This is a genomic window from Geobacillus subterraneus, from assembly GCF_001618685.1.
Classification (GTDB): Bacteria; Bacillota; Bacilli; order Bacillales; family Anoxybacillaceae; genus Geobacillus; species Geobacillus subterraneus.
In genome coordinates this window covers 1,667,187-1,691,583 of record NZ_CP014342.1, presented here as the reverse complement: position 1 = coordinate 1,691,583, position 24,397 = coordinate 1,667,187, and the positions used below count along the sequence as shown (strand labels likewise).

The window sequence follows — 24,397 nt, the reverse complement described above, 5'->3', positions numbered from 1 at the left end:
GCTCGTCCGCTTCCAATGCACGAGATAAGGGGGATCGGGATGGAATTGTTTATCCAGCAGCTGTTAAACGGCCTGACGGTTGGAAGCGTTTACAGCCTTGTCGCCTTAGGCTTAACGCTCGTCTACGGCATTTTGCATATCCCAAACTTTGCCCACGGCGCGCTGTATATGATGGGCGGTTATGTCACGCTCACCGCCATGAGTCAAGCTGGGCTGCCGTATGGGCTTGCCATTGTCGTGTCGATGGTGGCGGTCGGGCTGCTTGGCGTCTTGATGGAGCGGTTGGTGTTTTATCCGCTTCGCGACGCGCCGCCGCTTCATGATAAAATTGCGGCGATCGGCATTTTGCTGTTTTTGGAAGCGTTCGCCCAATACGTCTGGGGGGCGGACTATCAAACGATGCCGACGCCATACGGCAATGTCATCACCGTTTTCGGCTTGACGCTCACGGTTCAACGCATCCTCATCATCGCATCCACTGTTGTCATCATGATCTTGCTTTACCTCTTCTTGAAAAAGACGTTCATCGGTGCTTCGATCATCGCAATGGCACAAAGCCGCGAAGGAGCGAATTTAGTCGGCATTAACACGAACAAAGTCGCCATGATGACGTTTCTTCTTTCCGGCGGTTTGGCAGCGCTCGCCGCCTCGCTCGCTTCGCCGATCAACCTCGTGTTTCCCGGCATGGGTCATCTCGTCATCTTGAAAGCGTTCGTCATCATTATTCTCGGCGGCATGGGGAGCATTCCTGGCGCGATTGTCGGCGGCTATATTTTAGGATTTAGTGAAAGCTTAGGGGCGACATACGTGTCAAATGACTATAAAGACATTATTGCTTTTGTCATTCTTGTCATCATTTTAACGGTCAAACCGAACGGACTGTTTGCCAAGGAGGGACATTGATGGCCGTTTTCGAAAAACGACGCCTATGGCTTGCTGTTCTCGCGGCGTTGGCACTCGCCTTCCCACTGCTTGTGACCAACGGCTATTACTTGCACATGATGACGATCTCCTTTATTTGGATGATCGCCGTTTACGGGTTGAACTTATTTGCTGGCTATACCGGTTATTTGTCCCTTGCCCACGCTGGATTTTTTGCCGTTGGCGCCTATACGCTCGGCATTTTGACCGTGAAAGTTGGGCTTCCGTTTTGGTGGGCGTTCGTACTCTCGTGCGCATTCACATCGCTGCTAGGCCTGGTGATCGGCCTTGTCGCCTTGCGGACGAAAGAGCATTTTTTCGCCATTTATACGCTATGTGTCGGGTATATCATTTATTTAGTGATTGATAAATGGGACAGCTTGACCGGCGGAGTGCGCGGCTTTATCGGCATTCCGGCGCCAGGCGACATCGGACCGCTGTCGTTTCAGACGCCGGTCGCCCAATATTATTTGGTTTTGTTTTTCTTGCTTGCGGTCATGTTTGTGATGTACCGGCTCGTTGATTCGCTGACGGGAAGGACGTATATCGCCATTCGCAACAGTGAAGAGCTCGCGTTGACGCTTGGCATCTCGACGATGAAAAACAAGCTCGCCTCGTTTGTGCTGTCCGTCTTTTTTACGTCGCTCGCCGGAGCGCTGTATGCGTCATTCATTCGCTTTCTCGGCCCGGATATCGCATACGTCACCGTCATGTTTGACTTTTTAACGTACTTGCTTGTCGGCGGCATCGGCACGCTTGCCGGACCGGTCGTCGGCACGCTGCTCATTACGTTTTTATCCCAGCAGCTGCAATTTTTGCAAGACTACCGAATGCTCATTTTTGGCCCGGTGTTGACGCTTTTGATCATCTTTTATCCGCACGGCATTGCCGGCGGCTTCATCCGTTATCAGGCGAAACGTGCAGAGGTGCGCCGCCTTGAACAGAGGGCGAACCGGACCGCTGCTGAACTGGCGGCCTCGCGCCAAGGACGGAGCGAACGGCACGTAGAGGAGGGATAACCATGTTTTTGCACGTCGAACGGTTGACGAAACGGTTTGGCGGGTTGCTGGCGGTCAATGACGTCACGTTTTCCGTCGAACAGGGGAAAGTAAACGCCATCATCGGCCCGAACGGCGCCGGGAAATCGACGTTTTTCAATTTAATTAGCGGCTTGCACCGGCCGACATCCGGCACGATTACGTTTAAAGGCTGCGACATTACCCGCCTGCCGGCGAATGAACGGGCGAAGCTCGGCATCGCCCGCACGTTTCAAACGACCCATTTGTTTGAACAGTCGACGGTGATGGACAACGTCATCATCGGCCATCGGCTGCGCACCACATCGAATGTGTTTGACGCCATTTTGCGCACAAAACGGCACCGCCGCGAGGAACAGGCATGCAAAGAAAAGGCGATGGAAGTGCTCGACTTTGTTGGGCTCACCGATGTGGCGGATCGGCTCGTTGCTAACCTGTCGCAGGAGCAGAAGAAGCGGGTGGCGTTTGCGCTCGCCTTGGCGACCGATCCGGAACTCGTCCTGCTTGACGAGCCGGCTGCCGGCGTCAACCCGGACGAAACGGAAGGGTTGGAAGAGCTGATTGTCAAAATGGTCAAGGGCGGCCTGACAGTTTGTCTCATTGAACATAAAATGTCGATGATTATGAAAATCGCTGACCGCATTATGGTGCTCAATTACGGCGAAAAAATTGCCGAAGGGACGCCGGAAGAAGTGCAAAACAACGAGGCGGTCATTCAAGCGTATCTAGGGGGGAGCACCGTTGCTTGAGTTGACGAACGTATCTGTCCGCTACGGCAGCTTCACGGCGATTCGCGATGTGACGTTTTTCGTTAAGCCGGGGGAAATCGCGGTGTTGCTTGGCGCCAACGGGGCTGGGAAAAGCACGCTGTTTCGCACGATCAGCGGGCTGCATAAACCGGTGCAAGGGGAAATCCGCCTTGATGGCGAACGCATTGACTCGCTGCCGCCTGACCGGATCGTTCAGCGCGGCATCGTGCAATGCGCCGAAGGGCGCAAGCTGTTTGTCCGCATGAGCGTATACGAAAACTTGCTTATGGGCGCGTATGTTCACCGAAAAGATAAGGAAGGCATCCGCCGCTCGCTGGAACATGTATACGAGCTGTTCCCGATTTTGCATGAAAAACGAAACGAGCCAGCCGGATCGCTAAGCGGCGGCCAGCAGCAAATGCTTGCCATCGGCCGCGCGCTAATGTCGCGTCCCGCGGTGCTCTTGCTTGATGAACCGTCGGTTGGACTCGCTCCGCTCATTGTCGAGCAAATGTTTGCCACGATTAAACAAATCAATCAAGAGGGGACGACGATTTTGCTCGCCGAACAAAACGCCCATGCGGCGTTGTCCATCGCTCATCACGGCTATGTGTTTGAAAATGGAACGATCGTTGCTTCAGGAACAGCGGAGGAGCTGCTCGCCAACGACGATGTCCGCAAGGCGTACATTGGAACATGACAAGCGATTGCCGCGAATGGCGTATTTCGCGGGCGAAAGCAAGCGATGCGCCTGCATTGAAAGGAGGTGAACCACGGTCGCGGCACTTATTCATCCAAATATATTTTAGAATAAAAATAGGGGGGAGCGGAATGAAAAAAAGAAAATGGCCGATCGCGGCCATGATGACGGCCGTCATGGCGTTGATGCTTGCGGCATGCAACAGCCCGACAACAAACAATAATGCCAAAAGCGGTAATGGAGGTGGAGGCGACAACGTCGTCAATATCGGTTACAGCGGACCGCTTAGCGGTCCGGCCGCCTACTACGGGGAACGGACGTTAAACGGCGTGAAGATGGCGGCGGACGAAATCAATAAAAACGGCGGGTTTGAAGTCAACGGAAAGACCTATCAAATCAATGTGGTGTCGTTAGATGATAAATATTTGCCAAATGAAACAGCCGCCAATGCGAAACGGCTTGTCCAAGAACATCATACGCCGATCATTTTCACTCCGCACAGCGGTGGGGTCATGGCGTTGCAAGTGTTCAACCAAACGGACAATTTCCTTATCGCGGCCTATACGAGTGAGCCGAAAATCACACAGACCGGCAACAAGCTGACGATCCGCATCCCGCCGCGTTATGATGGCTACATTCCGACATTTACCGATTATGTGATGAAGCGGTTTGGTAAAAAGCTGGCTGTCTTGCCGACAGCGACGCAATACGGGAAAGACTGGACGGAAAAACTGTTGCCATATTGGGAAAAGCAAGGCGGAGAAGTGGTCTATAACACATCAATTGACTTTACGAAAGACACCGATTTCTTCACGATCATCACGAACGCGTTAAAAGAAAAGCCGGATGTCTTGTTTATCGGCGGACCGTCGGAGCCGACGGCGAAAGTGGTGAAACAGGCGCGCGAACTTGGCTTTAAAGGCGGCTTTATTGTCATGGACCAGGCGAAGTTGGATGAAATGAAGCGGGTCGTCGGCTCTTACGAGATGCTTGAGGGCGCGATCGGCGTCATGCCGCTCGTTGAGTCGAAAGAGCCGGGAGCCCCGCAGTTTGTGGAAAACTACCGGGCGAAGTACAATGCCGAAGCAAGCTCGGAGTCTGCCTATAACTACTTGGCTCTTTACGCCTTTGTCGAAGCGATGAAGGCGGCTGGCACGGTCGATGATCCCGCCGCTATTCGCGAACATATGAATGAAGGGTTGAAAAACATCCCGAAAGACAAGCAAGTGTATGTCGTTCCGAAGGTTGGCGATGACGGCGGCTTTGAATCAAAAATTATTGTTGCAGCAGTGGAAAATGGCAAAGTTGTGCCGATCGAGCTAAAGAAATAAGTCGATCTATTTACTGGCATTTCCATCAGGACGCCGCACGGACGAAGCGCGACTAGCAGCTCGCGCTCCTTGTTTTGAAAATGACACGGTATGTGCTGGTCAAACCGCAAAAAAACCCGAGCGGCGGCTATAAAGAACCGGTTTGTCCTGCGCTTCAAACGGCCGGGATTTACGATCGGAGTTGCGCCGTATGTCGGCGCTCAACTACTTCCCGTCGGTTTGGAACCAAAATGACGGCGTCCCGCTGATGCTGGCCAACAAACTATCATCAACGCGCGTCCACTTTCTTGCGTGGGCGCCTTTTTTATGGCTTGCTGCTGAGAAAAATGGACAAAATAACCGTTATCTTATTAAATAAAACTATGTTCTAAATAATCAATAAAACAAATAGGAAAATTTCGAATAATAAGATACAATAAAACTGTTCTGTGACATTGCGAAGGGGATGGGAATGATGAGGGAAATGGCCATCGGGCTTGTCGCTTCGTTCTTTTTTGCCGTCACGTTCATCTTGAATCGGTCCATGGAATTAGCTGGCGGCAGCTGGCTGTGGAGTTCATCGCTTCGCTTTTTCTTTATGGTGCCGCTGCTGTTTGCCATCGTTCTGTTCCGCCGCAACATCGGCCCGGTTTGGCATGACATCAAGCGCCATCCGCGGGTGTGGATCACCTGGGGGACGGTCGGATTCGGCTTGTTTTACGCGCCGCTCACCTACGCGGCTGCCTACGGGCCGGGGTGGCTTGTGGCTGGGACATGGCAGTGCACGATTGTGGCTGGTGTTCTGCTTAGCCCGCTGTTTACGAAAACCATTGAAACGCAAAACGGAACGATGTCCGTGCGCCGTCCGATTGAAAAACGGGCGCTCTTCATTTCGCTTTTGATTTTGTTCGGCGTCGTTCTGATCCAGTTCCAGCAAGCAGGCCATCTCGCATGGAATGAAATCGTGTTGGGGGTCTTTCCTGTACTGATTGCCGCGTTTGCGTATCCGCTTGGCAATCGGAAAATGATCGAACATTGCGCCGGGCGCCTTGATGCGTTTCAACGCGTATGGGGGATGACGATGGCCAGTCTGCCGTTTTGGCTGATTGTCGCGTTGATGGGCTGGCTGACATCAGGGGTGCCGTCGGCGGGGCAAACGATGCAGTCGTTCATCGTGGCCATGAGTTCCGGGGTCATTGCGACGACGTTGTTTTTTATTGCTACCGATCGGGCAAAAGGGAACGAACGGAAACTGGCCGCTGTGGAAGCGACGCAGTCCGCGGAAGTCATGTTTGCCGTCATCGGCGAAGCGCTGTTCTTGTCCGCTCCGCTTCCAAACGGATGGGCGTTCGTTGGTTTGGCCGTCATCATCATCGGGATTTGCTGGCATAGTTTCGAATCGACAAGGACGGTCAAACACCCGTCGCTGCCGATTTCAACAGCTCGGCGTCTCAAGCGCATAGGGGGAGAACGATGAGAATCATCGTGTGCATCCTGCTTGTCTGCCAGACGCTTATCATCTGCGCTTGGATCAGCGATTGGCGTCAGCTTGTCACCCCGGCGGGCCTTTTCATGTGGGGGGCGGAATCGCGATCGGCCTTGCTGTTCTTCGGGCGGGGCGGGGCCTATCGCCAAGATGGCGAGGGGCGCTGAAGATCACGACGGCGGGAGTCATCTTGCTTGCTGTGATGTCGCTGGTCATTGAATGGGCTGTTCGTTCGATGCCGTAATCAAAATGGATATGGAAAGCCCGTACGGTTGATCAAGGCTTTCCTTGCGGGCCTACGAGGAATGCGCCTTTCGAATGAAGCGAGCCCCCTGCCTGAGGCGCAAGGGGGCTGCTAACGGCCTTGATGGGCGGAATTGAACAGCTCCGGCGCTAAGCGGCGGCCAACAGCGTACATGATCGGCGCGCCGAGTGCCATAACGACAAATTCGCCGATGGCCGTCGTCAGCCATGTGAGCCAAAACGGAAAGCCGAGCGCGAGTTTTAGTTCAAGGGCGATGAGACCCATCGTAACGGTAAACGACAACGTATTGACCGCCATACGCGCCCAAACGTTCTTGATATAGCGCATGGAAACGATCGTGATCAGAAACGCCAGCACCGACTGGCCGACGCCGAATACGAGGTCATACGCAACAATCGGCGAGAAAAATAAATTGGCGAAAAAGACACCAAGCACGATGCCAATGGCGTATGTTTGGCGAAATACGACGAGGTGGTTCAATAGTTCTGATACGCGAAACTGAATATTCGTAAAGCCAAACGGCTGAATGAGCGCCGTCACCGCGATGTACACGGCGGCGATCAAACCGTTGGTCGCCATCGTTCGAACGTTCATCATCTTCTCTCCTCTCGTGAATGATGATATGATTGTAGCATGACCATCTCGTGAACGAAAGGAGCAGAATCCATGACTGCAAAGAATCGACGGGCAGGAGACCGACGCGGCTCCGTCTTTGAGGTCGGGATCACGGCACTTCGCCTTGGCTTGACGTCGTTTGGCGGTCCGGTGGCCCATCTTGGCTATTTTTATGAAGAGTACGTGAAACGAAAAAAATGGATCGACGACAAAACGTACGCCGACCTCGTCGCTCTTTGCCAATTTCTCCCTGGCCCGGCCAGCAGCCAGGTCGGCATCGGCATCGGGCTGATGCGCGCCGGCGTCTGGGGGGCGCTGGCGGCTTGGCTTGGGTTTACATTGCCATCGGCGGTTGCGCTTAGTTTGGTTGCCGTCTGGCTGCAACATGCTTCTTTGGGAGAGGCGGGCTGGATGCACGGCTTGCTGTTGGCGGCTGTCGCGGTCGTCGCTCAGGCGGTATGGGAGATGGCGCGCAAATTCGCTGCCGGCCGCCTTGAGGCAACGCTTGCGGTCGCAGCGGCGATCGCCGTGCTTCTCATGCCGGGGGCATGGAGCCAAGTGACGGTGATTGCCATCGCAGGGGCCATCGGCGCGATCGGACGGCGAAAAACACTCGAACCGTCTTTGGTGGGCATCCCTCCTTTTATTCGTCGTTCCACCGGTTTTCTGTTGCTTTCCTTGTTTGCCGTGCTGCTTGTCGCGCTGCCGCTTGCCCGCGCTTGGGTTCATTCGCCGCTTTGGGCGCTGTTTGACAGCTTTTACCGCGCCGGGGCACTCGTGTTTGGCGGTGGGCATGTCGTGCTGCCGCTTTTGGAAGCGGAAGTGGTGCCGCAAGGGTGGGTCACCGCCGATCAATTTTTAGCCGGTTACAGCGCCGCGCAAGCCGTTCCGGGGCCGCTGTTTACGTTTGCTGCGTACATCGGAATGGCTGCGTTCGGTTGGAAAGGCACGCTCGTGGCTACGGCAGCGATTTTTCTTCCGTCCTTTTTGCTTGTGCTCGGCGCTTTTCCGTTTTGGCACTGGCTTCGCCGTCAGCCGCGCTTCCAAGCGGCGCTTGCCGGCATTAACGCCGCTGTCGTCGGGATTTTGCTCGCGGCGCTGTATGATCCGATTTGGACAAAAGCGGTGAACGAGCTGGCCGATTTCGCGTTTGTCCTCGTCGCCTTTCTTTTGCTTGCCGTTTGGAAGTGGCCGGCGTGGGCGGTTGTTCTTGTTTCCTTCGTCGGCGGGTGGCTTCGCGCGTTGTTCGGTTAATGTTTGATGCCTGGCGGACGTTTGGGTGTATTTCCTCGGCGTTGTTCATGCGAATGTCATCTCGATGCTCGTTGTCATGGGTTGGCTGTATTTAGCTGTGCCGGCGCGCGTGTGCAACAGCTACTTGCTCAGCCAACAAAACGCGCTCGGCCGCATGATGATCGCGTTGGCCATCGTGCTCGCCGCTTTTTGGTCGCTGCGGCTGTTCGTTGCTGGAACAGCAAGCAAGCCAGCGAATCGCTAAGTCAACGGAACGGTCTCTCCTTGTTGCTGGAGCTGAATTGACGGACATGCGGACGGATCTTAACAGGAAAGATTCGTCCGTTTTTTGTTTGCCCCCTCCTCTTTTCCTTTGGTGAAAAGAAGGATTTTTCACCGCTGTGTCAAATCTCTTTACCGATATGGGGACAAGTGCTTGTTTCCGTTGCGTGAACGTCAGACAGGTTGGCTCAGTCAACAAGAGGTGGCTTAAACGGGTCAACAGCCGTGTCCCCAAGTTTAGAAGGTTAGTGAAAAGAGGGATCATTTCTAGCCGACATGAGGCCAGCGAAATGAGAAGTTGATGCCACCATTTTCCCTCATGTGGGAAACCATGCTGGAGAGCGGGATGTTTCGTTCAATCGCCGGTCTTCTAAGCCTCGGATCAATGTTCGATAAAGCGGGACAGCGAAAAGGGAAGGGGAGAGACAGATGAAGTGGTTATGGATGACGATGGCTTTAGCGGCCGGGATGGCCGTCTCCATACAGGCGGGGGTGAATGGCGGCCTTGGGAGACGGGTCGGGGTGTTGGAAGGATCGTTCGTTTCGTTTTTGATCGGGACGATCGTGTTGTTTTTGGTGCAATTGTTTTTCGGAAAAGGCGAGCTCATCGCCATGTTTTCCGTGCCGAAATGGCAACTGATCGGCGGCATTCTCGGCGCCTTTTACGTGTTTGTTATGGTGCTCATCGTTCCGAAAGTCGGCGTTGCCAATTCGTTGATGGCCGTGGTTGCCGGGCAGCTCGTGATGAGTTCGATTGTTGACCATTTTGGTTTGTTCGGCGGGCAGCGCATCCCGTTCGATCTGACGCGCTTCGCCGCCATAGGTTTTCTGTTTTTGGCGCTTTGGCTTTTTTTCCGCAAATGAACAGCTGGACTGGCCACGTTGGTTTCGTTTTCCGTGATCCGCTCATACTAACAATAGCATGATCGACTCGAAAGAAGAAGTGGATCAAAGTGAAACAGGCATGGCGCATTTATGCGAAAGATTTGAAACATCTCAAGACCAACTGGGCCGCATCCATCTCGGCTTTCGATCTAATTGTTCTTCCATCGCTTTACGCTTGGATTGACACTTATGTCCATACAGAGGATTTACCGGTCGGCGCAGTGAACGAAGAACGCGGGGCGGAGCTGGCTCGTTGCCGGTTTCACGCTGGAAATGAGATCGCCAAGACCTTAAAAACAACCACCAGTTAGGATCGCGATTTGTCGCGCAGAAACGAGGAATGGAAGGTGTTCGGAAGCTAGTGTCTGTTCAAGAACAGCCGAACTAGTGAAACAACATCCGACAGATGCCGGAGAGAAGATCACTCGGCTGCGTGAACTTGAGCCCATGGATGCGCGCCGAAGGAGAAAGCCGTCTAAAGCGGGTTGTTTCGCTCAAAGACTTTCTCTATTTTCTTTCGGAAGCATCTGCTACAATAGGGACGGGAGCGTTGCTCCATTTTCAATTGCCCCGTGGGAAAGGCGCCCTAAAGCACTGTCCACTATTCCGTTTGCACGATGGGAGGGCGCTCCTTGCAGGGAAAAGGGGAGAGAATCATGACGATCCGTCGACTGCTTGGTTTTGCGCTCATTTTTTTGGCGATTTCGATGTTTATCGAGCAAATTTGGTGGGTCGGGGGAATTTGTTTCTTGATTGGGGTTGGAATGGCCACCAAAAGTCCAATCGATCGAAAGTGGAGGAAAAAGAGCATATATGGTAAACATCGAGAATGATATGAATCAAACAAGGGTTAGACAGCATGATGTGAAGTTGATGAAAAAGGCAGAACAGTTTATCACAGTAAGCTATCGAGAGCTTGGAAAAAGTGAGAAAGAAATGAAGCGGCGGTTGAACGAAATCCGTTGGGAAGTGGAACAAACCGGCACATATAGCCATACGTACGAAGAGTTAAGCTATGGGGCTAAGATGGCTTGGCGGCATAGCAACCGTTGCATCGGTCGCCTGTTTTGGCAATCGCTCCATGTCATTGATGCGAGAGAGGCGGCGACCGTCGACGAGGTGTTTTCTTATCTATTCCATCATATTGAGTTTGCGACCAATGGGGGGAAAATCCGGCCTGCGATCACGCTCTTCCGTCCAAATGGGGAAGTGCGCATTTGGAATCATCAACTGATTCGTTATGCCGGTTATGAAACCGAAGAAGGGACGATCGGTGACCCATCCTCTCTCACTTTCACTCGTGCCTGTGAACAGCTTGGATGGAAGGGGGAAAAGACGCCCTTTGACGTGTTGCCTTTGGTGATCCAGGTAGGCGGCCAGAAGCCCGTTTGGACACCGGTTCCGAAAGAATTGGTGCTGGAGGTGCCAATTGAACATCCGCAGTTTCCGTGGTTTCGTGATCTGCAGGTAAAATGGTACGCCGTCCCGATTATTTCAGATATGTGTCTAGAGATCGGTGGCATTAGCTATATGGCCGCACCGTTTAATGGGTGGTACATGGGCACGGAGATTGGCGCCCGCAATTTTGCCGATGACAATCGCTACAACATGCTTCCGAAAGTGGCCTCTTGCATGGGGCTTGACACCAGCTCCAACGCATCATTATGGAAAGATAAGGCGTTGGTCGAATTGAATATCGCTGTTTTATATTCCTACAAAAAGGCGGGCGTCAGCATCGTTGATCATCATACCGCCGCGCGCCAATTTCAGTTGTTTGAACAGCAAGAGAACGCAGCTGGCCGCCATGTCACCGGCGACTGGACATGGCTGATTCCGCCTTTGTCTCCGGCGACAACGCACATTTTTCATCGGAATTATGACAATACGACCATGTTGCCCAATTTTTTCTATCAGGATCGTCCATACGAACAACAAAGGGGAGAGGTACAATGACCGTCATCATCCGCATGCGCAACGTGTCATGGATGCGGGGGACGCGCACGATTTTGCACGGGGTCAACTGGGAAGTAAAAGAAGGCGAGCAATGGGCGATTCTTGGCCTCAATGGCTCCGGGAAAACATCGCTCCTTAATATCGTCACAGGCTATCAATACCCGACGCGCGGGGAAGTGGAAGTATTAGGCTATCGGTTTGGACAGGCGAGTCTGCCGGAGTTGCGACGTCATATTGGGTTTGTGAGCAGCTCGCTCCTTGATCAATTTCACGACACGCTGCAAACCGAGACGGTTGAAGATGTCATCCTCAGCGGCAAGTTTGCGACGATTGGCCTGTATGATGCTGTTACCGACGATGACTGGGCTAGGGCGGAATCGTTCATCGAATCGTTCCGCCTCGAAGCCATCAAAGGAAAACGGTATGCGACGCTGTCACAAGGGGAAAAGCGAAAAACGTTGATCGCCCGGGCGCTGATGACGAATCCGAAGCTGCTGATCTTGGACGAGCCGACTGTCGGCCTAGACTTATTGGCGCGTGAAGAGATGCTTTCCTTGATCGAACAGATCGCTGCTCGGCCGTGCCATGTGTTATACGTCACTCATTATATTGAAGAGATTGTGGAATCGATCACCCATGTGCTGCTCTTGCAAGACGGCCGCATTGCCGCCGCTGGGCGAAAAGAGGAAGTGCTGACCGATGAGCAGCTTTCCGAAGCGTTTCGCCTCCATATTCGCGTTCATTGGGAAGGCGGGCGGCCGTGGGTGTCCGTACGCCGCTAAGCCGGCTGCTTCCGCCGCCTCTAGGTTGCGCGCTTAGCGCAAGCAGACTGTGCATCCGAGGAGATCGACCGCTATTTTGGCGTAAACCGCATTCGTCCAGCCGAATCCTTCTTGGGAAGGGTAGCGGCCAACCGTGCGGATGCTCATATCGACAACATTGTATTTTTCGTATAATTTGCCGGTTTCTACATACACGTGCGTACAAAGCCGGATCCAGCGGCGGGCGATCTCCTGCGCCTCGCGGTGATATCCATAATTTTGTAGACCTTTAATGACGATCCAGTGGAGCGGAGCCCAGCCGTTAGGAAAATCCCATTGAAATCCGGTTTGGATATTGGAGGCGGCCAGTCCCCCAGGCTGAAGGAACAAAGGCAAGTGCCGGACTATTTCGGCCGCCTGCCGTTTGGAGGCAGCCCGGGCCCATAGCGGATAAAAGGCAGCCAACGAATAATAGCGGTGCTGCCGCCCACTGGGGAAATGATAATCAAAATACATACCGAGCGGCTCGTTCCATAAATACCGATTCATCAAATCTTTTCGCCGTCGGGCGGCTTGTTCCCATTGGTTCGCTTCGTTCTCTAGGGATAGCAGGCGGGCAAACGCTGCTAAGTCGGTTTCGTACTTATAAAGCAAGGCATTGAGATCAACCGGGATGAAATAGCCGCATTGCCGATGAAAGCGGCCGGTGTAGTCCCATCCTGATTCCGCTTCTACTCTCTCATGCCAAAACGCAGGTGGGATGTACACCTCATCAAAATGGAGATACGCTTCTCCCTTTACCCGCAGCATCGACTCCAAACGATCGTAGTACTTATTGAGGCCAATATCGGGATGATAATGAGTGTTTTTGTCCATCCAGACTTCCTTGTATTCGATTTTCGCCCATTTATAAGCCAAACGGAGCCACTCTTTGTCTCCGCGCCATACCTCTTCGATCATCGACGTCAACAACGGGGGCTGCGAGCGGCTTAAGTGGGCGAGTTCAGAACTGTTAGGGATCATGCCAAATGTTTTCAATTCATAAAAGAAATTGTTCACAACGCCTCTAGCGAGTTCGTATAGTTTCGAAACGTTCAGCCCTAAAATAATGAAGTAACTGTCCCAGTAAAACAGCTGCTGGTATACTCCGCCAGGAACGACATAAGGAAAAGGAAGAGAAAACAGCTCTCCTTTGGAATAAGGCGGACTTGTTTTCGTTAATTGCCCCCATAGTTGGTGGATGGCAGAAAGCACACGTTCAATCGTTGGATCGGGACACTTGATCGTTACCTCCGGAATGCGAACGCCCAATAGCTTTCCCTCCTCCGCCTGCTGCAATCGCTTGTTACTATCATATTGCAGCAAATGGACTGTCATGCCAACCCGCATAGCGCCATCACCGCATAGCGCCATCAACGCAAAGAGGATGTCCGCCAAACGGCGTGACATCCTCTTTTTTGCTACCTAACGCTTCAAAACGCCCGGTCAACGGGCGGAAAATCGATATCGTCCGCCTGTTGACGGCCGTCAGCGGGCGTGATTTCAATGACCGGCGGCCGGCCGTTTTCAAAGCCGCGGGCGATATCGCGAATCGGGCTCATTTCATCAGGAAGGCCGGTTCCCGGAGTATAGCGCGGAACGCCAAACACAGCGCCTGATTCATCCCAGCGATCCATCATGCCAATGCACCTCCATTTTTAGTATCGCTGTTTCCCGACGGGATACGAATGGAAATGTTATCCTTTCCACCCAGTTCTTTTTAGAGCGGCAACAGTCGCCTGAGGGATACTATAAACGATGAGGCCTGTTTCATCCCACCTCTAAAAAAGTGGGCTTTCACATCTATATTATTGTAATGGAAAGGAGGCAACGTGATGGCCGATTTAGGGGGCAACTGCGCGATGGTGGAGGCGATTTGGCGCCGCCAATGCGGAGCGTGGGAGCGTAGCGACACGGCTTGTGTTCAAGCGTTTTTAGCGGAATGTGTAGCGCGCAACCTAGATCCGCAAGATGGACTCAACTGGGTCATTGAGCACCGCGCTGCGCTTCCTAACGCTGAAGCTGTAGTGGATGCGGCGCTCCGCTGGGTGAACGAACATACGTCAACCGGCTCCCCGATTTTAGGAATAGGAGCGGAACAGGAACGAGGATAAGCGTCAATGATCATCAAGGCAGGGGGAAGAAAGGCGGGGTAGGAATGGTATGGGTCATCAAGGCGAAGCATGAGAACGGAGACGGAGAGACGGCTGCGCTCGAACTAGAAAGCGAAGATGGCTGGCTTGATGCCAACGTCCGCTGGGACGGATGCATGGAAATTCATTTATACTTGGTGACGGAAGAGAGACGAGAACTGAGCGACACGTTCCATACGTGCGATTTGCAAGGATTGATTGAGCGGCTGCAATCGCTCGATGCGGTTTGCCGGTCGTTTTTCGAGTCTCAAGAGGGCGGGGGAGAAGACGAAGGACGCGGCGATGGCGGCGCTGCTGATCTTATGGACCAATGAACGGGAAGCCAACAATGCGGGCTTCTCTTCTTGCTGATGGCTCTCACTGCCTTCCCTGCTTACGATTCAAGCGCCCCTTCCGCGAAGCGAGCGGAATAACACCTCCGTTTCCCCTTCTGCCCCACCCGAAAGCAGAGACTCCTCGACGGATTGATAAAAACATTTGAAATATTTTAAATAGAGTGTATAATAAAAGAAAAAACATACCAACCGGTTAGTATACCGTGTTTTTTGGAAGCGGATTCAAAAAAGAGGGGAAAGGCGGGAGGATCGTGAGACTGAACGGAAAGGCCGCGATTGTCACCGGCGGTGCTAGCGGCATTGGCCGGGCGACGGCGATTCGGTTTGCGGATGAGGGAGCGAGAGTCGCCGTGAGCGACATTGATGAAACAGGCGGGGAGGAGACGGTTCGCCTCATTCGGGAACGCGGGGGCGAAGCAATCTTCGTCAAGACGGATGTGTCCCACTCGAAGGAAGTGAACGATCTCGTTCAAACCGCCATCGATTCGTTCGGCGCTCTACATATTCTTTTCAATAATGCCGGCATCGGCCATTCGGAAGTGCGAAGCACCGACTTGTCGGAAGAGGAGTGGGACCGGGTCATCGACGTCAATTTGAAAGGAGTGTTTCTCGGCATCAAATACGCCGTGCCGGCGATGAAAGCATCGGGCGGCGGAGCCATCGTCAATACATCGAGCCTGCTTGGAATGAAAGGAAAAAAATACGAGTCGGCCTACAACGCCTCAAAAGCCGGAGTCATTTTGTTAACGAAAAATGCAGCGCTCGAATACGGCAAATTCAATATTCGCGTCAACGCCGTCGCCCCAGGTGTCATCGACACGAACATCATTACGCCCTGGAAACAAGACGCGCGCAAATGGCCGATCATCTCGAAAGCGAACGCTCTCGGCCGCATCGGAACGCCGGAAGAAGTGGCGAATGCGGTATTGTTTTTGGCGTCCGATGAGGCCTCCTTTATTACCGGGGCGACATTGTCGGTCGACGGCGGCGGACTGACGTTTTAGACGTCAGACGACTGATACGGGACAACGGATGAAAACAAAGGTGCACAAACGAGAAGGGAGAGGAAACGAATGCGTTTTGTAAATACCGTCGCTGTGGTTACCGGAGGGGGAAGCGGCATTGGCCGGGCGACGGCCATCCGCCTCGCTCAGGAAGGAGCGACCGTCGTGCTTGTCGGCCGCACCGCTGCCAAACTGGAAGAAACCGTGCAAGACATCACGCGTCTTGGGGCGCCAGGGACGGCCGATCGGTTTGCGGCCGATGTCACGGACCGTGAACAAGTGCGCGCCTTGGCCGCATACGTCCAAAATCAGTACGGCGACTTGCATGTGCTCGTCAACAATGCCGGCATTTCGACCCATACGAAATGGCTTGAGCTCACGGAACAAGAGTGGGATGATGTGCAGCGGGTCAATATCAAAAGCGTCTTTCTCGTCTCGCAAACGCTCGCTCCGCTGATGATCGAAGGGGCGAAGCGGGAGCGCTCCAACCGGGCGATCGTCAATGTCGCGTCACTGTCCGGACATCAGGCAGGAGCGCACATTCCGCACTACAGCGCTGCCAAAGCCGGTGTGATCAACTTGACGAAATCGCTCGCCTTGGAGCTGGCCCCATACGGCATTCGCGTCAACTCCGTCTCGCCTGGCTTTGTCGAGACGCCGCTCACCGAGCGCGGCCTGCAAAACGAGCGGTTTGTCAAAGCCATTGAGCGCAATACCGCCTTAGGCCGGGTGGGGGCGCCGGAAGAGATCGCCAACGTCATTGCGTTTCTTGCCTCTTCGGAAGCGTCGTACATGACGGGCTCTGATGTGCTGGTCGATGGCGGTTGGCTCATTAAGTAGCGGTCATGCTTCGATGAATTTGCGAAAAGAAGGGCGGCGTCAAAAATTGGATGAAAGCTCCATGCAACCGGCTCCGTTGAGCACGAGGGGGCTGACGAGAGCCGAATTCGCTTTTCCCAAACTTATCAAAAGGCGACAAGAAGAAAAAAGGAAAGGGAGAGGAAGATGGAAACCGCGCATTTGCTTGTGGAACAATCGGGAGCGATCCTATGGTTGACCTTAAATCGTCCGGAGCGGCTCAATGCCTTCAGCCCGGAGATGATCGCCGGGTTGACTCGTGAAATCGAACGCGCCGCCGCGAACGATGCCGTTCGGGCGATCGTTCTATCCGGCGCCGGCCGGGCATTCAGCGCCGGCGGCGACGTCAAAACGATGGGGCAATCGAATGCCCCAAAGGCGTACGAGCATATCGGCCGCCTCAACCGGTTGATTGTGACGATAAAAGCGTGTGAAAAGCCGATTATCGCCGCCGTGCACGGGGTTGCTGCTGGGGCGGGATTCAATTTGGCGCTCGCTTGTGATCTCATCTTGGCTGCAGAAGACAGCCAGTTCATTTTGAGCTTTGCGAACGTTGGCCTTGTCTCCGACGGGGGCGGCTCCTATTGGCTGCCGCGGCTTGTCGGCCCACATTTAGCCAAGCAATTTTTCTTCACGGCCGAGCCGATTCCGGCCCGCCGTTTGTATGAACTTGGCGTCTTAAGTGAGGTTGTTCCGGCCGAGGGGCTGCACGAAGCAGCAAAAGCGCTCGCTGCCAAACTGGCCAACGGGCCGACGAAAGCGATTGGCAAGCAAAAGCGGCTGATCGAGCACGCCTTGACCGCGACACTCGAAGAGATTCTCGAAGAAGAGCGGCTCATCCAAGGATTGATGGTCGAAACGGACGACCATCGCGAAGGGGTGGCGGCGTTTCAGGAGAAACGAAAGCCGGTGTTTCAAGGCAAATAGTCAGCCCACTGTTGAGTTCATTCGAACGAGAAGCGGGACCAAGCGGACAATGATGTTAACTCCTTCGCTTGAAGCGGGGATTCGTGTAAAAACTGTTAAAAGGTCCATTTGTTTCTACCGCGATGCTTAACCTATCGAACACATTCTTTGCCAATCGTTCAAGAATCATGTCCGCCGCGAGTTTCGGCGCGACATGCTCTTATAACGAATCAGCCCCTCTGTCGCGCCTCAAGAGGCGGGAGGGGCTTGGCTTTTCATTAATAAAACGCGCACTCACTCCCGAAAGCTGTTTGCCTTTCTAGGAACAAGCTTGGCATTTCATTCTGAAAACGCGGCCGCCGCCATGGGCGCCGGCTTCGATGGCCCGATCGGCATCGCCCAAGCGATTTTAGGATAGACTCTCATGACGGGAAAAATTCGTCACCATCGGAAGAATGAAAATACCTTGGCCCATTTTCACATTCAGGTATTTTCAGGATAGAGGGCCGAACTAGCGCATCGACCGCCGGTGCGTCGCTTATCGGGCAGGGGAACCCGATGAGATCAGCCGAGGACACAGCCCCAAACGTCGGCGTTGTCCAAACGAGAGGGGGATGAGGGAGTTAACGTTCCAAACATCCGCCGTGTCGAGTGTCAACGCACACCCGTTTGCGCTTGGCCGCGCTCGGCCAATAGCCGCCTCACATCCATCATCAGCTCGTCGACGTGATCATACGGCGCATCCAGCTGCAGCATCTTCCGCAAGATTGCCCGAGCTTTCGGAGACAGATCCAACTCTTCTTCCCAGCTTTTTTCATCCTCACTTATCGGCTCGTAAGCGGAATATAATAAGAATAACGTGAAATGCCCGAGCGCATAAAAGTCGCTTCGCGGGTGCGGTTCGCGTCGCAGCCGCTTTTCAAGCGGATCGTCATCGCGGAAATCTACTCGTTCGCCGATGCGGCACGCCAGTCCGAAATCGATGACAAATACCGTTCCATTGCGCCAGACGATGTTCGGGATGCGCAAATCGCGGTGGACGATGCCAAAAGCGTGGATATACCGCACGACGTCAAGCACATCGAGCAACAATCGAAACGCCGCCTGTTCCGTGTACATGACCCCGAGGTGAAAAATCCGATCTTCCACTGTTTCTCCGTCGATATAGTCCATCACAAGATGCGGCTGTCCGCCTTCGATAAACGTATCGTATCGTGCCGGAATTTGCGGATGGCGTAAATGTGCGAGCACGTCTGCTTCGCGCTGAAGCAGGCGACGGCCGTCTTCCCCTTTTGTCCGCCGCGCCTGTTTAATGACAACAGCGCGCCCGTTGGCGCAATCGCGTCCTTTATAGGCGATGCCGTAGCTCCCCATCCCGAGTTCTTCGATGATTTCGTAGCGGCCAGACAGCACCTTTCCGCTCCGGTGCGGGCGGTCAACCCAGCGAGCGATAAGCGGATGGCGGTCAATGAATCGCTTCATCAGCTGCCAAAAAAGCTCGAGAAAAAGCTGCCGTTATGATGTTTCTTTTTGTAATGGTGATGGCCGTACTGGGACGGGGGCTGGTGTGAATGATATTTCGGGCCGTAATGGTGGTAATCGCTGCTGCTATGATGCTTTTTATAGTGCGACGAGTGATGGTGCTGCCCCAACAGCGCCTTTAACAACTTCTTGAACATCTTGATCGCTCCTTTACGGTAGATTTACTTATATATACGGAACAACAAAAAGAAGGTTTCGGATTCAAAGAGATAAATCAACCGCCAGCGTTGCACTTCTGGCGGTTGATGGCGATTACTCCTTTTTTTCGAGTGCCTGTTTGAGCAGCTCTCCTAAACTCGTGCCAAACGATTCATTGGACGGGCTGTATTTTTTCAGCAGCGCCCGCTCCTTTCCTTTCGCGGCGGTGCGTTTCGTTTCTTCCGCTTTTTCCACCCTATTGCACGGGCGGCATTGGAAATAGAGCCCGGCTTTCCCTTCGTGCATTTCCATGCGCCGATGGCATTGTGGGCAGCGGCGGTTCGAGAGCTTCGGGTCGCGCCTCCGGCGGTAGCGGCATGATAAGTTCGAGCAGACGAGCATCCGCCCGTCTTTCGTTTTCCGCTCTTTTAAGAGCGCGCCGCATTCCGGGCAGGCGAGATTGGTGAGATTCGGCGCTTTGTATACGCGCTCGCTCTGCTTGATTTCGGCGACAAGCTGCTCCGTCTGCCGGCGGATGCTGGCCAAAAACTGTTTCGGATTCCCTTTTCCGCGGGCGATTGCCTCGAGCTCGCGCTCCCAGCGGGCGGTCAACTCCGGCGATTTCAGCTCCTCATTGACGAGCTCGATCAGTTGTTTTCCCTTTTTCGTCGGATAAAAGCGGCCGTCTTTCCGCTCGACGACTTCCGTTTCGACGAGCCGCTCGATGATGTCCGCTCTTGTCGCCGGCGTGCCGAGCCCGTATTTCTCCATTTGCGCGAGCAAGTCGGCCTCCGAGTAACGGGACGGCGGTTCGGTGAACGATTGTTCCATCTCAAGCTGCACCGGTGCGAGCGTTTGACCTTCCGATAGATGGAGCCATGTTGGTTTCACTTCTGTTTCTTCCTTGCCAAGAACGGCTTGAAATCCTGCGTTCACGACCGCTGTTTCCCGGGCGACAAACGTCTCGCCGCCGATTTCGAAAGTGGCGGTTGTCGTTTCATATTCATACGGCGGGTAAAAGAGCGCCAAAAAGCGGCGGGCGATCATGTCATACAGCTTGCGCTCATCGGCCGACAGCTTCCCGAGGTCAAGCCGTTCATCGGTCGGAATGATGGCGTGGTGGTCCGTCACTTTGTCATCTTGAAACACCCGGTTGGCCGCTTTGGCCTTGCCCTTGGCAAGAAGCGGAGCGATGATGTCCTCATACCCCGATTTCATCGCCGAAAGCCGATCCGTCATCGTCGATGTCATGTCGCTTGGCAAATAACGAGAATCGGTGCGCGGATACGTGACGAGCTTGTGCTGTTCATACAGCCGCTGCAACACCGAGAGCGTCTTTTTCGCCGAAAAGCCAAACCGTTTGTTCGCCTCCCGCTGCAGCTCAGTTAAGTCATATGGCAGCGGGGCCGGTTCGCTTTTCCGTTTCCGCTTGACCGATGTGACGCGCGCCGGCTGGCCGTTGAGACGAGCCATCAGCCCGTTGGCCTCGTCTTGATCAAACAGCCGCTTCCCGCCGTGCCGTTCCCATACCGCCGCGACAGAACCGATGCGGGCATGAATCGTCCAATACGGAACGGGAACGAACGATTGAATCTCCCGCTCGCGTTCGATGATCATCGCCAGCGTCGGCGTTTGCACGCGCCCGGCCGAGAGCGGGTCGTTGTATTTCGTCGTCAAGGCGCGCGTCACGTTCAACCCGATCAGCCAGTCGGCTTCGGCGCGGCAGACGGCTGATTCATACAGTCGGTCAAACTGCGACCCGGGCTTTAACTGGCGAAACCCGTCGCGGATGGCTTGATCGGTTTGCGACGAAATCCATAAACGCCAAATTGGCTTCGTCCAGCCGATTTTTTGCAAAATCCAGCGCGCGACCAGCTCTCCTTCGCGGCCGGCGTCGGTCGCAATAATGCAATCTTTCACATCGCGGCGTTTGGCTAAATGTTCAATGGCGCGAAACTGGCGGCTCGTTTGCCGGATCACTTTCAAGCCCATTTGTTTCGGAATGATCGGCAAGTCCTCAAGCCGCCACGTTTCGTATTTCCGGTCATAGTCTTCCGGCATTTTGAGTTCGACCAAATGCCCAAGCGCCCACGTGACGATGTAGCGCGGTCCTTCCATATACGATTTATGCGTTTCTTTGCAGCCGAGCACGCGGGCAAGGTCGCGGGCGACGCTCGGCTTTTCCGCTAACACGAGCGATTTCATAAACAAACTCCTTTCTGTCGTCTCCCACTGAGTGCGGTCTGTTTACTAGTATAATGGAAGAAAGAAAAAGACGCATCCGCTAGGCTTGGCGCCTGACGAAACGGAATGGCGGAGGCGGCAAGGCCCGCTTGGAAAGGGCGGTGGCGCACGGTATCGCTCGTTGCACGCATGAAAGAGAGCATGGAGATGAAGGCCGTTTTTCTCCTGGCTTCAATTTACAACCAAATGGCCATTGTTCTAGCATCACGGTTTTTTCGTTCTTTTCGGTCATATCCATACTTTCTGCACATTTTCAGGATAAAATAGTAAAATTGGAACCATCCTACGGTCTTCATCGATAAGGAGAGAAACACGTGCAAAAGCTTTCTTGGAAACTCGGCATGCTGTTTTTTGCCTTCGTCCTGGCTGTGGAAATGGTGCTGTTCGTTTCTCTCTATGCGACGCTTGTTCACGCGCGCATCGAGGAAGAATTCGCGCAGCTTCTGGCGCGGGGAAACAGCCATCGCAATGTGTTGGAAAAAAACTACGATCACACGACGGTTGAGCATGTCGTGATGATGGAGTCCGAAGCCGAAACCGATGTCGTCATCACCGATGCCAAGCGCCAGATTGTATCGGCTTCTAGCGGCATTGTCCCGTTTGCTAGGGAACTCATTCCGTTGACTCACGGGCGCTCCATTCCCCGCGAAGGCATGATGGTCGAAACCGATTGGAAGCGGGCGTCTCATATCGCCACCGTCAGCCCGATCCAAATCGGCGGCGAAACGAGCGGGTATGTGTATATGTTTCAAGACACCCGTTCGGTCCGGACGATGGTGTACAAATTGAAACATCATTTTGTTGTCGTCGGCGTGCTGTCCGTGGCGATTACGATGATGACGATCGCCTTTTTCTCCCGCGCCATTACGATGCCGCTTCTTCGCATGAAGCGGGCGACCGAAGCGCTCAGCCAAGGCGATGTTTCCGTGCGCGTCGAAGTGAAAGGAGACGATGAGCTGGCGCAGTTAGGCAAAGCCATTCAAACGCTGGCGAACGATTTGGCGTATTTGAAACAAGAGCGGAGCGAATTTTTAGCGAGCATCTCTCATGAACTGCGCACGCCGCTGACGTATGTGAAAGGGTACGCAGACATCGCCAGACGGCCGCACCTTGCCGAGGACGAGCGAATGACATACGCGGCGATCATTTATGAAGAGGCGGAAAAGATCGAAAAAATGGTGAAAGACTTGTTTGAACTAGCTAAACTCGAGCGGCACTCGTTCCAGATCGAAACGCAGCCGACCGATCTTTGTTCGTTTTTCGCCAAACTGTGCGAAAAGCTGCGCCCGGCGTTTCAGGAAAAATCGCTGTCGCTTGTGTGCCGGTGCCCCGGTTCGGTCACAGCGGCGATCGACCAGGAGCGGTTTGAGCAAGTGATGATCAACGTACTCGACAACGCGCGAAAATATGCGTTTCCTGGCACAACGGTGGAGATTGCCGTCCATCCGCAAAAACGCGAGGTCGTCGTGGCCGTTTCCGATCAAGGAGCCGGCATCCCGCCAGAAGACGTGCCCCGCATTTTCGAACGGTTTTACCGCGTCGATAAGTCGCGATCGCGAATAAGCGGCGGGACGGGGCTTGGGCTTTCCATTGCCAAAGAGATCGTCGAGGCGCATGGGGGGACGATCACCGCTCGAAGCGAACAAGGAAAAGGAACGACCATCATCATGACGCTGCCGGAGGGATCGTGATGTACACGCTATTGTTGGTCGATGATGAAGAGCGAATGCTGGATTTGTTGGAATTGTATTTAGCTCCTAACGGCTACCGCTGCGTGAAGCGGCGTTCGGGAACGGAAGCCGTTGATTATTTGCGGCATCATCATGCTGATTTAGTGCTGCTCGATGTGATGATGCCCGAGATGGACGGATGGGAGACGTGCCGCCGCATCCGTTCATTTTCCGATGTTCCGGTCATGATGGTCACTGCCCGTGACGAGACGGCCGATATCGTCCAAGGATTGAAAATCGGAGCGGATGATTACGTGACCAAACCGTTTGATGAGGCGGAGTTATTGGCGCGCATTGAAGCGGTGCTGCGCCGCACGGCCGGCAGCCGTTCAGTCATCCGTGCAGCTGGGCTTGTCTGGGATGAACAGGAACATACGGTCCGCTACGGGGAAACGCCGATTGCGCTGACGCCGAAAGAGTTCGCCATTTTAGGGCTGTTGTTAACACACCCGAATCAAGTGTTCAGCCGCGGGCAAATCATTACGTCGTTATGGGGGGCGCTTGCGGAGACAGAGGAACGAACGATCGACTCCCATATGAAAAACATCCGCGAAAAACTGCGCCGGGCCGGGTTTCCGGTGGATGAACATTTGCAGACGGTCTGGGGCGTCGGCTACAAATGGAAAAGGCACAAATCGTAGTCTAGCCCGCACGGCTTCTAAGAAAGAGAGGCGGTCGATCGCGTGAAAGACAACATGATCGATGTTCTGCAAACATATAGCGAGGCGGCGTATCTCCTCAGCCTGCTCGCCAACCTCGCCATCAGCGTGCTCGGGGTCGTCCCGAGCGCGTTTTTGACCGCGGCCAATTTAGCCGTTTTCGGGTTTTGGCCCGGTTTTTGGATCTCGTTTGCCGGCGAAGCGCTCGGGGCGGTCGTCTCGTTCATCTTGTACCGAAAAGGATTTCGCCGGCTGCGTGAGACGACATGGCTTTCCCATCCAAACGTGAAGCCGCTGCTTCATGCAAGCGGCAAGGAGGCGTTTTGGCTTGTGTTTTCGCTCCGGTTGCTGCCGCTCATGCCATCAGGGGTCGTGACGTTTGTCGCCGCGATCGGCCGTACGTCTCTTCCCGTCTTTGCGGCCGCCAGTTCGCTTGGCAAGCTCCCGGCCTTATGGATGGAGGCGTATGCTGTCCATCAACTTCTTCGCGCCACATGGCAAGGAAAGCTCATTTTGGCCGCCTTATCCGCGGCGATCTTTCTTTTCGTCTGGCGGAAGATAAGGCGAAACAAGGCCGAATGACATGAATCCG

28 protein-coding genes are annotated in these 24,397 nt (G+C 54.1%); 22 read left to right on the top strand and 6 right to left on the bottom strand.

The genetic code is table 11. From position 1 onward, the window contains the following. The first annotated feature begins 39 nt into the window (after positions 1 to 39). The 7 genes from GS3922_RS08285 (at position 40) to GS3922_RS08255 (ending at position 6,370) form a co-directional block, all read left to right on the top strand. Positions 40 to 903, top strand: coding sequence for a branched-chain amino acid ABC transporter permease (locus GS3922_RS08285; protein WP_063165950.1), 864 nt, complete (start codon positions 40 to 42; stop codon positions 901 to 903). Next, a complete protein-coding gene (locus tag GS3922_RS08280) occupies positions 903 to 1,940 on the top strand; it encodes a branched-chain amino acid ABC transporter permease (RefSeq protein WP_063165949.1) in 1,038 nt (345 codons plus the stop codon). The genes GS3922_RS08285 and GS3922_RS08280 overlap by 1 nt, the downstream gene beginning before the upstream one ends. A 2-nt stretch (positions 1,941 to 1,942) precedes the next feature. Next, a complete protein-coding gene (locus GS3922_RS08275; protein WP_063165948.1) occupies positions 1,943 to 2,707 on the top strand; it encodes an ABC transporter ATP-binding protein in 765 nt (254 codons plus the stop codon). After that, positions 2,700 to 3,407, top strand: a complete 708-nt coding sequence (locus tag GS3922_RS08270; protein WP_063165947.1) for an ABC transporter ATP-binding protein — start codon at positions 2,700 to 2,702, stop codon at positions 3,405 to 3,407. The genes GS3922_RS08275 and GS3922_RS08270 overlap by 8 nt, the downstream gene beginning before the upstream one ends. A gap of 131 nt (positions 3,408 to 3,538) precedes the next feature. Next, complete coding sequence (locus GS3922_RS08265; protein ID WP_063165946.1) at positions 3,539 to 4,738, top strand: ABC transporter substrate-binding protein; 1,200 nt, start codon at positions 3,539 to 3,541, stop codon at positions 4,736 to 4,738. Positions 4,739 to 5,192: 454 nt separating this feature from the next. Then, positions 5,193 to 6,194, top strand: coding sequence for a DMT family transporter (locus tag GS3922_RS08260; RefSeq protein WP_172796443.1), 1,002 nt, complete (start codon positions 5,193 to 5,195; stop codon positions 6,192 to 6,194). After that, on the top strand, positions 6,191 to 6,370 hold the full coding sequence (locus tag GS3922_RS08255; protein WP_225995639.1) for a hypothetical protein: 180 nt from the start codon (positions 6,191 to 6,193) through the stop codon (positions 6,368 to 6,370). The genes GS3922_RS08260 and GS3922_RS08255 overlap by 4 nt, the downstream gene beginning before the upstream one ends. A 188-nt stretch (positions 6,371 to 6,558) precedes the next feature. Here the strand turns inward: GS3922_RS08255 and GS3922_RS08250 are convergent, their stop codons facing one another. Next, on the bottom strand, positions 6,559 to 7,062 hold the full coding sequence (locus GS3922_RS08250; RefSeq protein WP_063165944.1) for a QueT transporter family protein: 504 nt from the start codon (positions 7,060 to 7,062) through the stop codon (positions 6,559 to 6,561). A gap of 72 nt (positions 7,063 to 7,134) precedes the next feature. Between GS3922_RS08250 and chrA the strand changes: the two genes are divergently transcribed. The 7 genes from chrA to GS3922_RS08215 all read left to right on the top strand — a co-directional run bounded on the left by chrA (position 7,135) and on the right by GS3922_RS08215 (position 12,218). Continuing rightward, positions 7,135 to 8,337 (top strand): chromate efflux transporter, encoded by a 1,203-nt coding sequence (gene chrA / locus GS3922_RS08245; RefSeq protein ID WP_063165943.1) that lies wholly within the window; start codon positions 7,135 to 7,137, stop codon positions 8,335 to 8,337. 25 nt (positions 8,338 to 8,362) lie between these two features. Then, on the top strand, positions 8,363 to 8,581 hold the full coding sequence (locus GS3922_RS08240) for a hypothetical protein (protein WP_225995638.1): 219 nt from the start codon (positions 8,363 to 8,365) through the stop codon (positions 8,579 to 8,581). 446 nt (positions 8,582 to 9,027) lie between these two features. After that, entirely contained in the window at positions 9,028 to 9,462 is a 435-nt protein-coding gene (locus tag GS3922_RS08235) for a DMT family transporter (protein ID WP_063165942.1), read from the top strand. An 89-nt stretch (positions 9,463 to 9,551) separates the two neighbouring features. Further along, positions 9,552 to 9,794: a YhgE/Pip domain-containing protein gene (locus GS3922_RS08230; protein ID WP_063165941.1), complete on the top strand. Its 243-nt coding sequence runs from the start codon at positions 9,552 to 9,554 to the stop codon at positions 9,792 to 9,794. Between the two features lie 345 nt (positions 9,795 to 10,139). Next, on the top strand, positions 10,140 to 10,316 hold the full coding sequence (locus tag GS3922_RS17850; RefSeq protein WP_168157882.1) for a hypothetical protein: 177 nt from the start codon (positions 10,140 to 10,142) through the stop codon (positions 10,314 to 10,316). A gap of 40 nt (positions 10,317 to 10,356) precedes the next feature. Further along, positions 10,357 to 11,436 carry a nitric oxide synthase oxygenase gene (locus tag GS3922_RS08220; RefSeq protein ID WP_269465523.1) on the top strand — a complete coding sequence of 360 codons (1,080 nt, stop codon included), beginning with the start codon at positions 10,357 to 10,359 and terminating at the stop codon, positions 11,434 to 11,436. Beyond that, positions 11,433 to 12,218 (top strand): ABC transporter ATP-binding protein, encoded by a 786-nt coding sequence (locus tag GS3922_RS08215; protein ID WP_063165939.1) that lies wholly within the window; start codon positions 11,433 to 11,435, stop codon positions 12,216 to 12,218. Before GS3922_RS08220 ends, GS3922_RS08215 begins: the two co-directional genes overlap by 4 nt. A gap of 33 nt (positions 12,219 to 12,251) precedes the next feature. Here the strand turns inward: GS3922_RS08215 and GS3922_RS08210 are convergent, their stop codons facing one another. Both GS3922_RS08210 and GS3922_RS08205 read right to left on the bottom strand, forming a co-directional pair. After that, positions 12,252 to 13,646 carry an alpha,alpha-trehalase gene (locus GS3922_RS08210; protein ID WP_236933444.1) on the bottom strand — a complete coding sequence of 465 codons (1,395 nt, stop codon included), beginning with the start codon at positions 13,644 to 13,646 and terminating at the stop codon, positions 12,252 to 12,254. Between the two features lie 23 nt (positions 13,647 to 13,669). Then, positions 13,670 to 13,876 (bottom strand): hypothetical protein, encoded by a 207-nt coding sequence (locus GS3922_RS08205; RefSeq protein WP_063165937.1) that lies wholly within the window; start codon positions 13,874 to 13,876, stop codon positions 13,670 to 13,672. A gap of 195 nt (positions 13,877 to 14,071) precedes the next feature. Between GS3922_RS08205 and GS3922_RS08200 the strand changes: the two genes are divergently transcribed. The 5 genes from GS3922_RS08200 (at position 14,072) to GS3922_RS08180 (ending at position 17,513) form a co-directional block, all read left to right on the top strand. Then, the gene (locus tag GS3922_RS08200) at positions 14,072 to 14,350 is read left to right on the top strand and encodes a hypothetical protein (protein ID WP_225995636.1); all 279 of its coding nucleotides are present in this window, start codon (positions 14,072 to 14,074) and stop codon (positions 14,348 to 14,350) included. Between the two features lie 44 nt (positions 14,351 to 14,394). Beyond that, entirely contained in the window at positions 14,395 to 14,703 is a 309-nt protein-coding gene (locus GS3922_RS08195) for a hypothetical protein (RefSeq protein WP_063165936.1), read from the top strand. A gap of 272 nt (positions 14,704 to 14,975) precedes the next feature. Continuing rightward, positions 14,976 to 15,728 carry an SDR family NAD(P)-dependent oxidoreductase gene (locus tag GS3922_RS08190; protein ID WP_063167352.1) on the top strand — a complete coding sequence of 251 codons (753 nt, stop codon included), beginning with the start codon at positions 14,976 to 14,978 and terminating at the stop codon, positions 15,726 to 15,728. 69 nt (positions 15,729 to 15,797) lie between these two features. Next, positions 15,798 to 16,568 (top strand): SDR family NAD(P)-dependent oxidoreductase, encoded by a 771-nt coding sequence (locus GS3922_RS08185; protein WP_063165935.1) that lies wholly within the window; start codon positions 15,798 to 15,800, stop codon positions 16,566 to 16,568. 165 nt (positions 16,569 to 16,733) lie between these two features. After that, positions 16,734 to 17,513: an enoyl-CoA hydratase/isomerase family protein gene (locus GS3922_RS08180; protein ID WP_063165934.1), complete on the top strand. Its 780-nt coding sequence runs from the start codon at positions 16,734 to 16,736 to the stop codon at positions 17,511 to 17,513. Between the two features lie 633 nt (positions 17,514 to 18,146). Here GS3922_RS08180 and GS3922_RS08175 read toward each other — a convergent pair. The 3 genes from GS3922_RS08175 to GS3922_RS08165 all read right to left on the bottom strand — a co-directional run bounded on the left by GS3922_RS08175 (position 18,147) and on the right by GS3922_RS08165 (position 21,377). Further along, on the bottom strand, positions 18,147 to 18,974 hold the full coding sequence (locus GS3922_RS08175; protein WP_063165933.1) for a serine/threonine protein kinase: 828 nt from the start codon (positions 18,972 to 18,974) through the stop codon (positions 18,147 to 18,149). Then, entirely contained in the window at positions 18,974 to 19,171 is a 198-nt protein-coding gene (locus GS3922_RS08170) for a hypothetical protein (protein ID WP_063165932.1), read from the bottom strand. The genes GS3922_RS08175 and GS3922_RS08170 overlap by 1 nt, the downstream gene beginning before the upstream one ends. 115 nt (positions 19,172 to 19,286) lie before the next feature. After that, positions 19,287 to 21,377: a DNA topoisomerase III gene (locus GS3922_RS08165; RefSeq protein ID WP_063165931.1), complete on the bottom strand. Its 2,091-nt coding sequence runs from the start codon at positions 21,375 to 21,377 to the stop codon at positions 19,287 to 19,289. 353 nt (positions 21,378 to 21,730) lie between these two features. Here GS3922_RS08165 and GS3922_RS08160 point away from each other — a divergent pair, with 353 nt between their 5' ends. Genes GS3922_RS08160 through GS3922_RS08150 form a run of 3 tightly spaced genes read left to right on the top strand, consistent with a single transcriptional unit; the run spans position 21,731 to position 24,387 of the window. Next, the gene (locus tag GS3922_RS08160; RefSeq protein ID WP_063165930.1) at positions 21,731 to 23,107 is read left to right on the top strand and encodes a sensor histidine kinase; all 1,377 of its coding nucleotides are present in this window, start codon (positions 21,731 to 21,733) and stop codon (positions 23,105 to 23,107) included. Further along, positions 23,107 to 23,787, top strand: a complete 681-nt coding sequence (locus GS3922_RS08155; protein ID WP_063165929.1) for a response regulator transcription factor — start codon at positions 23,107 to 23,109, stop codon at positions 23,785 to 23,787. The genes GS3922_RS08160 and GS3922_RS08155 overlap by 1 nt, the downstream gene beginning before the upstream one ends. Before the next feature lie 54 nt (positions 23,788 to 23,841). Further along, positions 23,842 to 24,387 carry a TVP38/TMEM64 family protein gene (locus tag GS3922_RS08150; RefSeq protein WP_409071370.1) on the top strand — a complete coding sequence of 182 codons (546 nt, stop codon included), beginning with the start codon at positions 23,842 to 23,844 and terminating at the stop codon, positions 24,385 to 24,387. The last annotated feature ends 10 nt before the right edge of the window (positions 24,388 to 24,397 follow it).

Excerpts from the sequence above, each read along its gene's own strand:
- GS3922_RS08285 (WP_063165950.1), top strand. The coding sequence starts at position 40 with ATGGAATTGTTTATCCAGCAGCTGTTAAACGGCCTGACGGTTGGAAGC.
- GS3922_RS08280 (WP_063165949.1), top strand. The coding sequence starts at position 903 with ATGGCCGTTTTCGAAAAACGACGCCTATGGCTTGCTGTTCTCGCGGCG.
- GS3922_RS08275 (WP_063165948.1), top strand. The coding sequence starts at position 1,943 with ATGTTTTTGCACGTCGAACGGTTGACGAAACGGTTTGGCGGGTTGCTG.
- GS3922_RS08265 (WP_063165946.1), top strand. The coding sequence starts at position 3,539 with ATGAAAAAAAGAAAATGGCCGATCGCGGCCATGATGACGGCCGTCATG.
- GS3922_RS08260 (WP_172796443.1), top strand. The coding sequence starts at position 5,193 with ATGAGGGAAATGGCCATCGGGCTTGTCGCTTCGTTCTTTTTTGCCGTC.
- GS3922_RS08255 (WP_225995639.1), top strand. The coding sequence starts at position 6,191 with ATGAGAATCATCGTGTGCATCCTGCTTGTCTGCCAGACGCTTATCATC.
- GS3922_RS08250 (WP_063165944.1), bottom strand. The coding sequence starts at position 7,062 with ATGAACGTTCGAACGATGGCGACCAACGGTTTGATCGCCGCCGTGTAC.
- chrA (WP_063165943.1), top strand. The coding sequence starts at position 7,135 with ATGACTGCAAAGAATCGACGGGCAGGAGACCGACGCGGCTCCGTCTTT.
- GS3922_RS08235 (WP_063165942.1), top strand. The coding sequence starts at position 9,028 with ATGAAGTGGTTATGGATGACGATGGCTTTAGCGGCCGGGATGGCCGTC.
- GS3922_RS17850 (WP_168157882.1), top strand. The coding sequence starts at position 10,140 with ATGACGATCCGTCGACTGCTTGGTTTTGCGCTCATTTTTTTGGCGATT.
- GS3922_RS08220 (WP_269465523.1), top strand. The coding sequence starts at position 10,357 with ATGAAAAAGGCAGAACAGTTTATCACAGTAAGCTATCGAGAGCTTGGA.
- GS3922_RS08215 (WP_063165939.1), top strand. The coding sequence starts at position 11,433 with ATGACCGTCATCATCCGCATGCGCAACGTGTCATGGATGCGGGGGACG.
- GS3922_RS08210 (WP_236933444.1), bottom strand. The coding sequence starts at position 13,646 with ATGTCACGCCGTTTGGCGGACATCCTCTTTGCGTTGATGGCGCTATGC.
- GS3922_RS08205 (WP_063165937.1), bottom strand. The coding sequence starts at position 13,876 with ATGATGGATCGCTGGGATGAATCAGGCGCTGTGTTTGGCGTTCCGCGC.
- GS3922_RS08200 (WP_225995636.1), top strand. The coding sequence starts at position 14,072 with ATGGCCGATTTAGGGGGCAACTGCGCGATGGTGGAGGCGATTTGGCGC.
- GS3922_RS08195 (WP_063165936.1), top strand. The coding sequence starts at position 14,395 with ATGGTATGGGTCATCAAGGCGAAGCATGAGAACGGAGACGGAGAGACG.
- GS3922_RS08185 (WP_063165935.1), top strand. The coding sequence starts at position 15,798 with ATGCGTTTTGTAAATACCGTCGCTGTGGTTACCGGAGGGGGAAGCGGC.
- GS3922_RS08180 (WP_063165934.1), top strand. The coding sequence starts at position 16,734 with ATGGAAACCGCGCATTTGCTTGTGGAACAATCGGGAGCGATCCTATGG.
- GS3922_RS08175 (WP_063165933.1), bottom strand. The coding sequence starts at position 18,974 with ATGAAGCGATTCATTGACCGCCATCCGCTTATCGCTCGCTGGGTTGAC.
- GS3922_RS08170 (WP_063165932.1), bottom strand. The coding sequence starts at position 19,171 with ATGTTCAAGAAGTTGTTAAAGGCGCTGTTGGGGCAGCACCATCACTCG.
- GS3922_RS08165 (WP_063165931.1), bottom strand. The coding sequence starts at position 21,377 with ATGAAATCGCTCGTGTTAGCGGAAAAGCCGAGCGTCGCCCGCGACCTT.
- GS3922_RS08155 (WP_063165929.1), top strand. The coding sequence starts at position 23,107 with ATGTACACGCTATTGTTGGTCGATGATGAAGAGCGAATGCTGGATTTG.
- GS3922_RS08150 (WP_409071370.1), top strand. The coding sequence starts at position 23,842 with ATGATCGATGTTCTGCAAACATATAGCGAGGCGGCGTATCTCCTCAGC.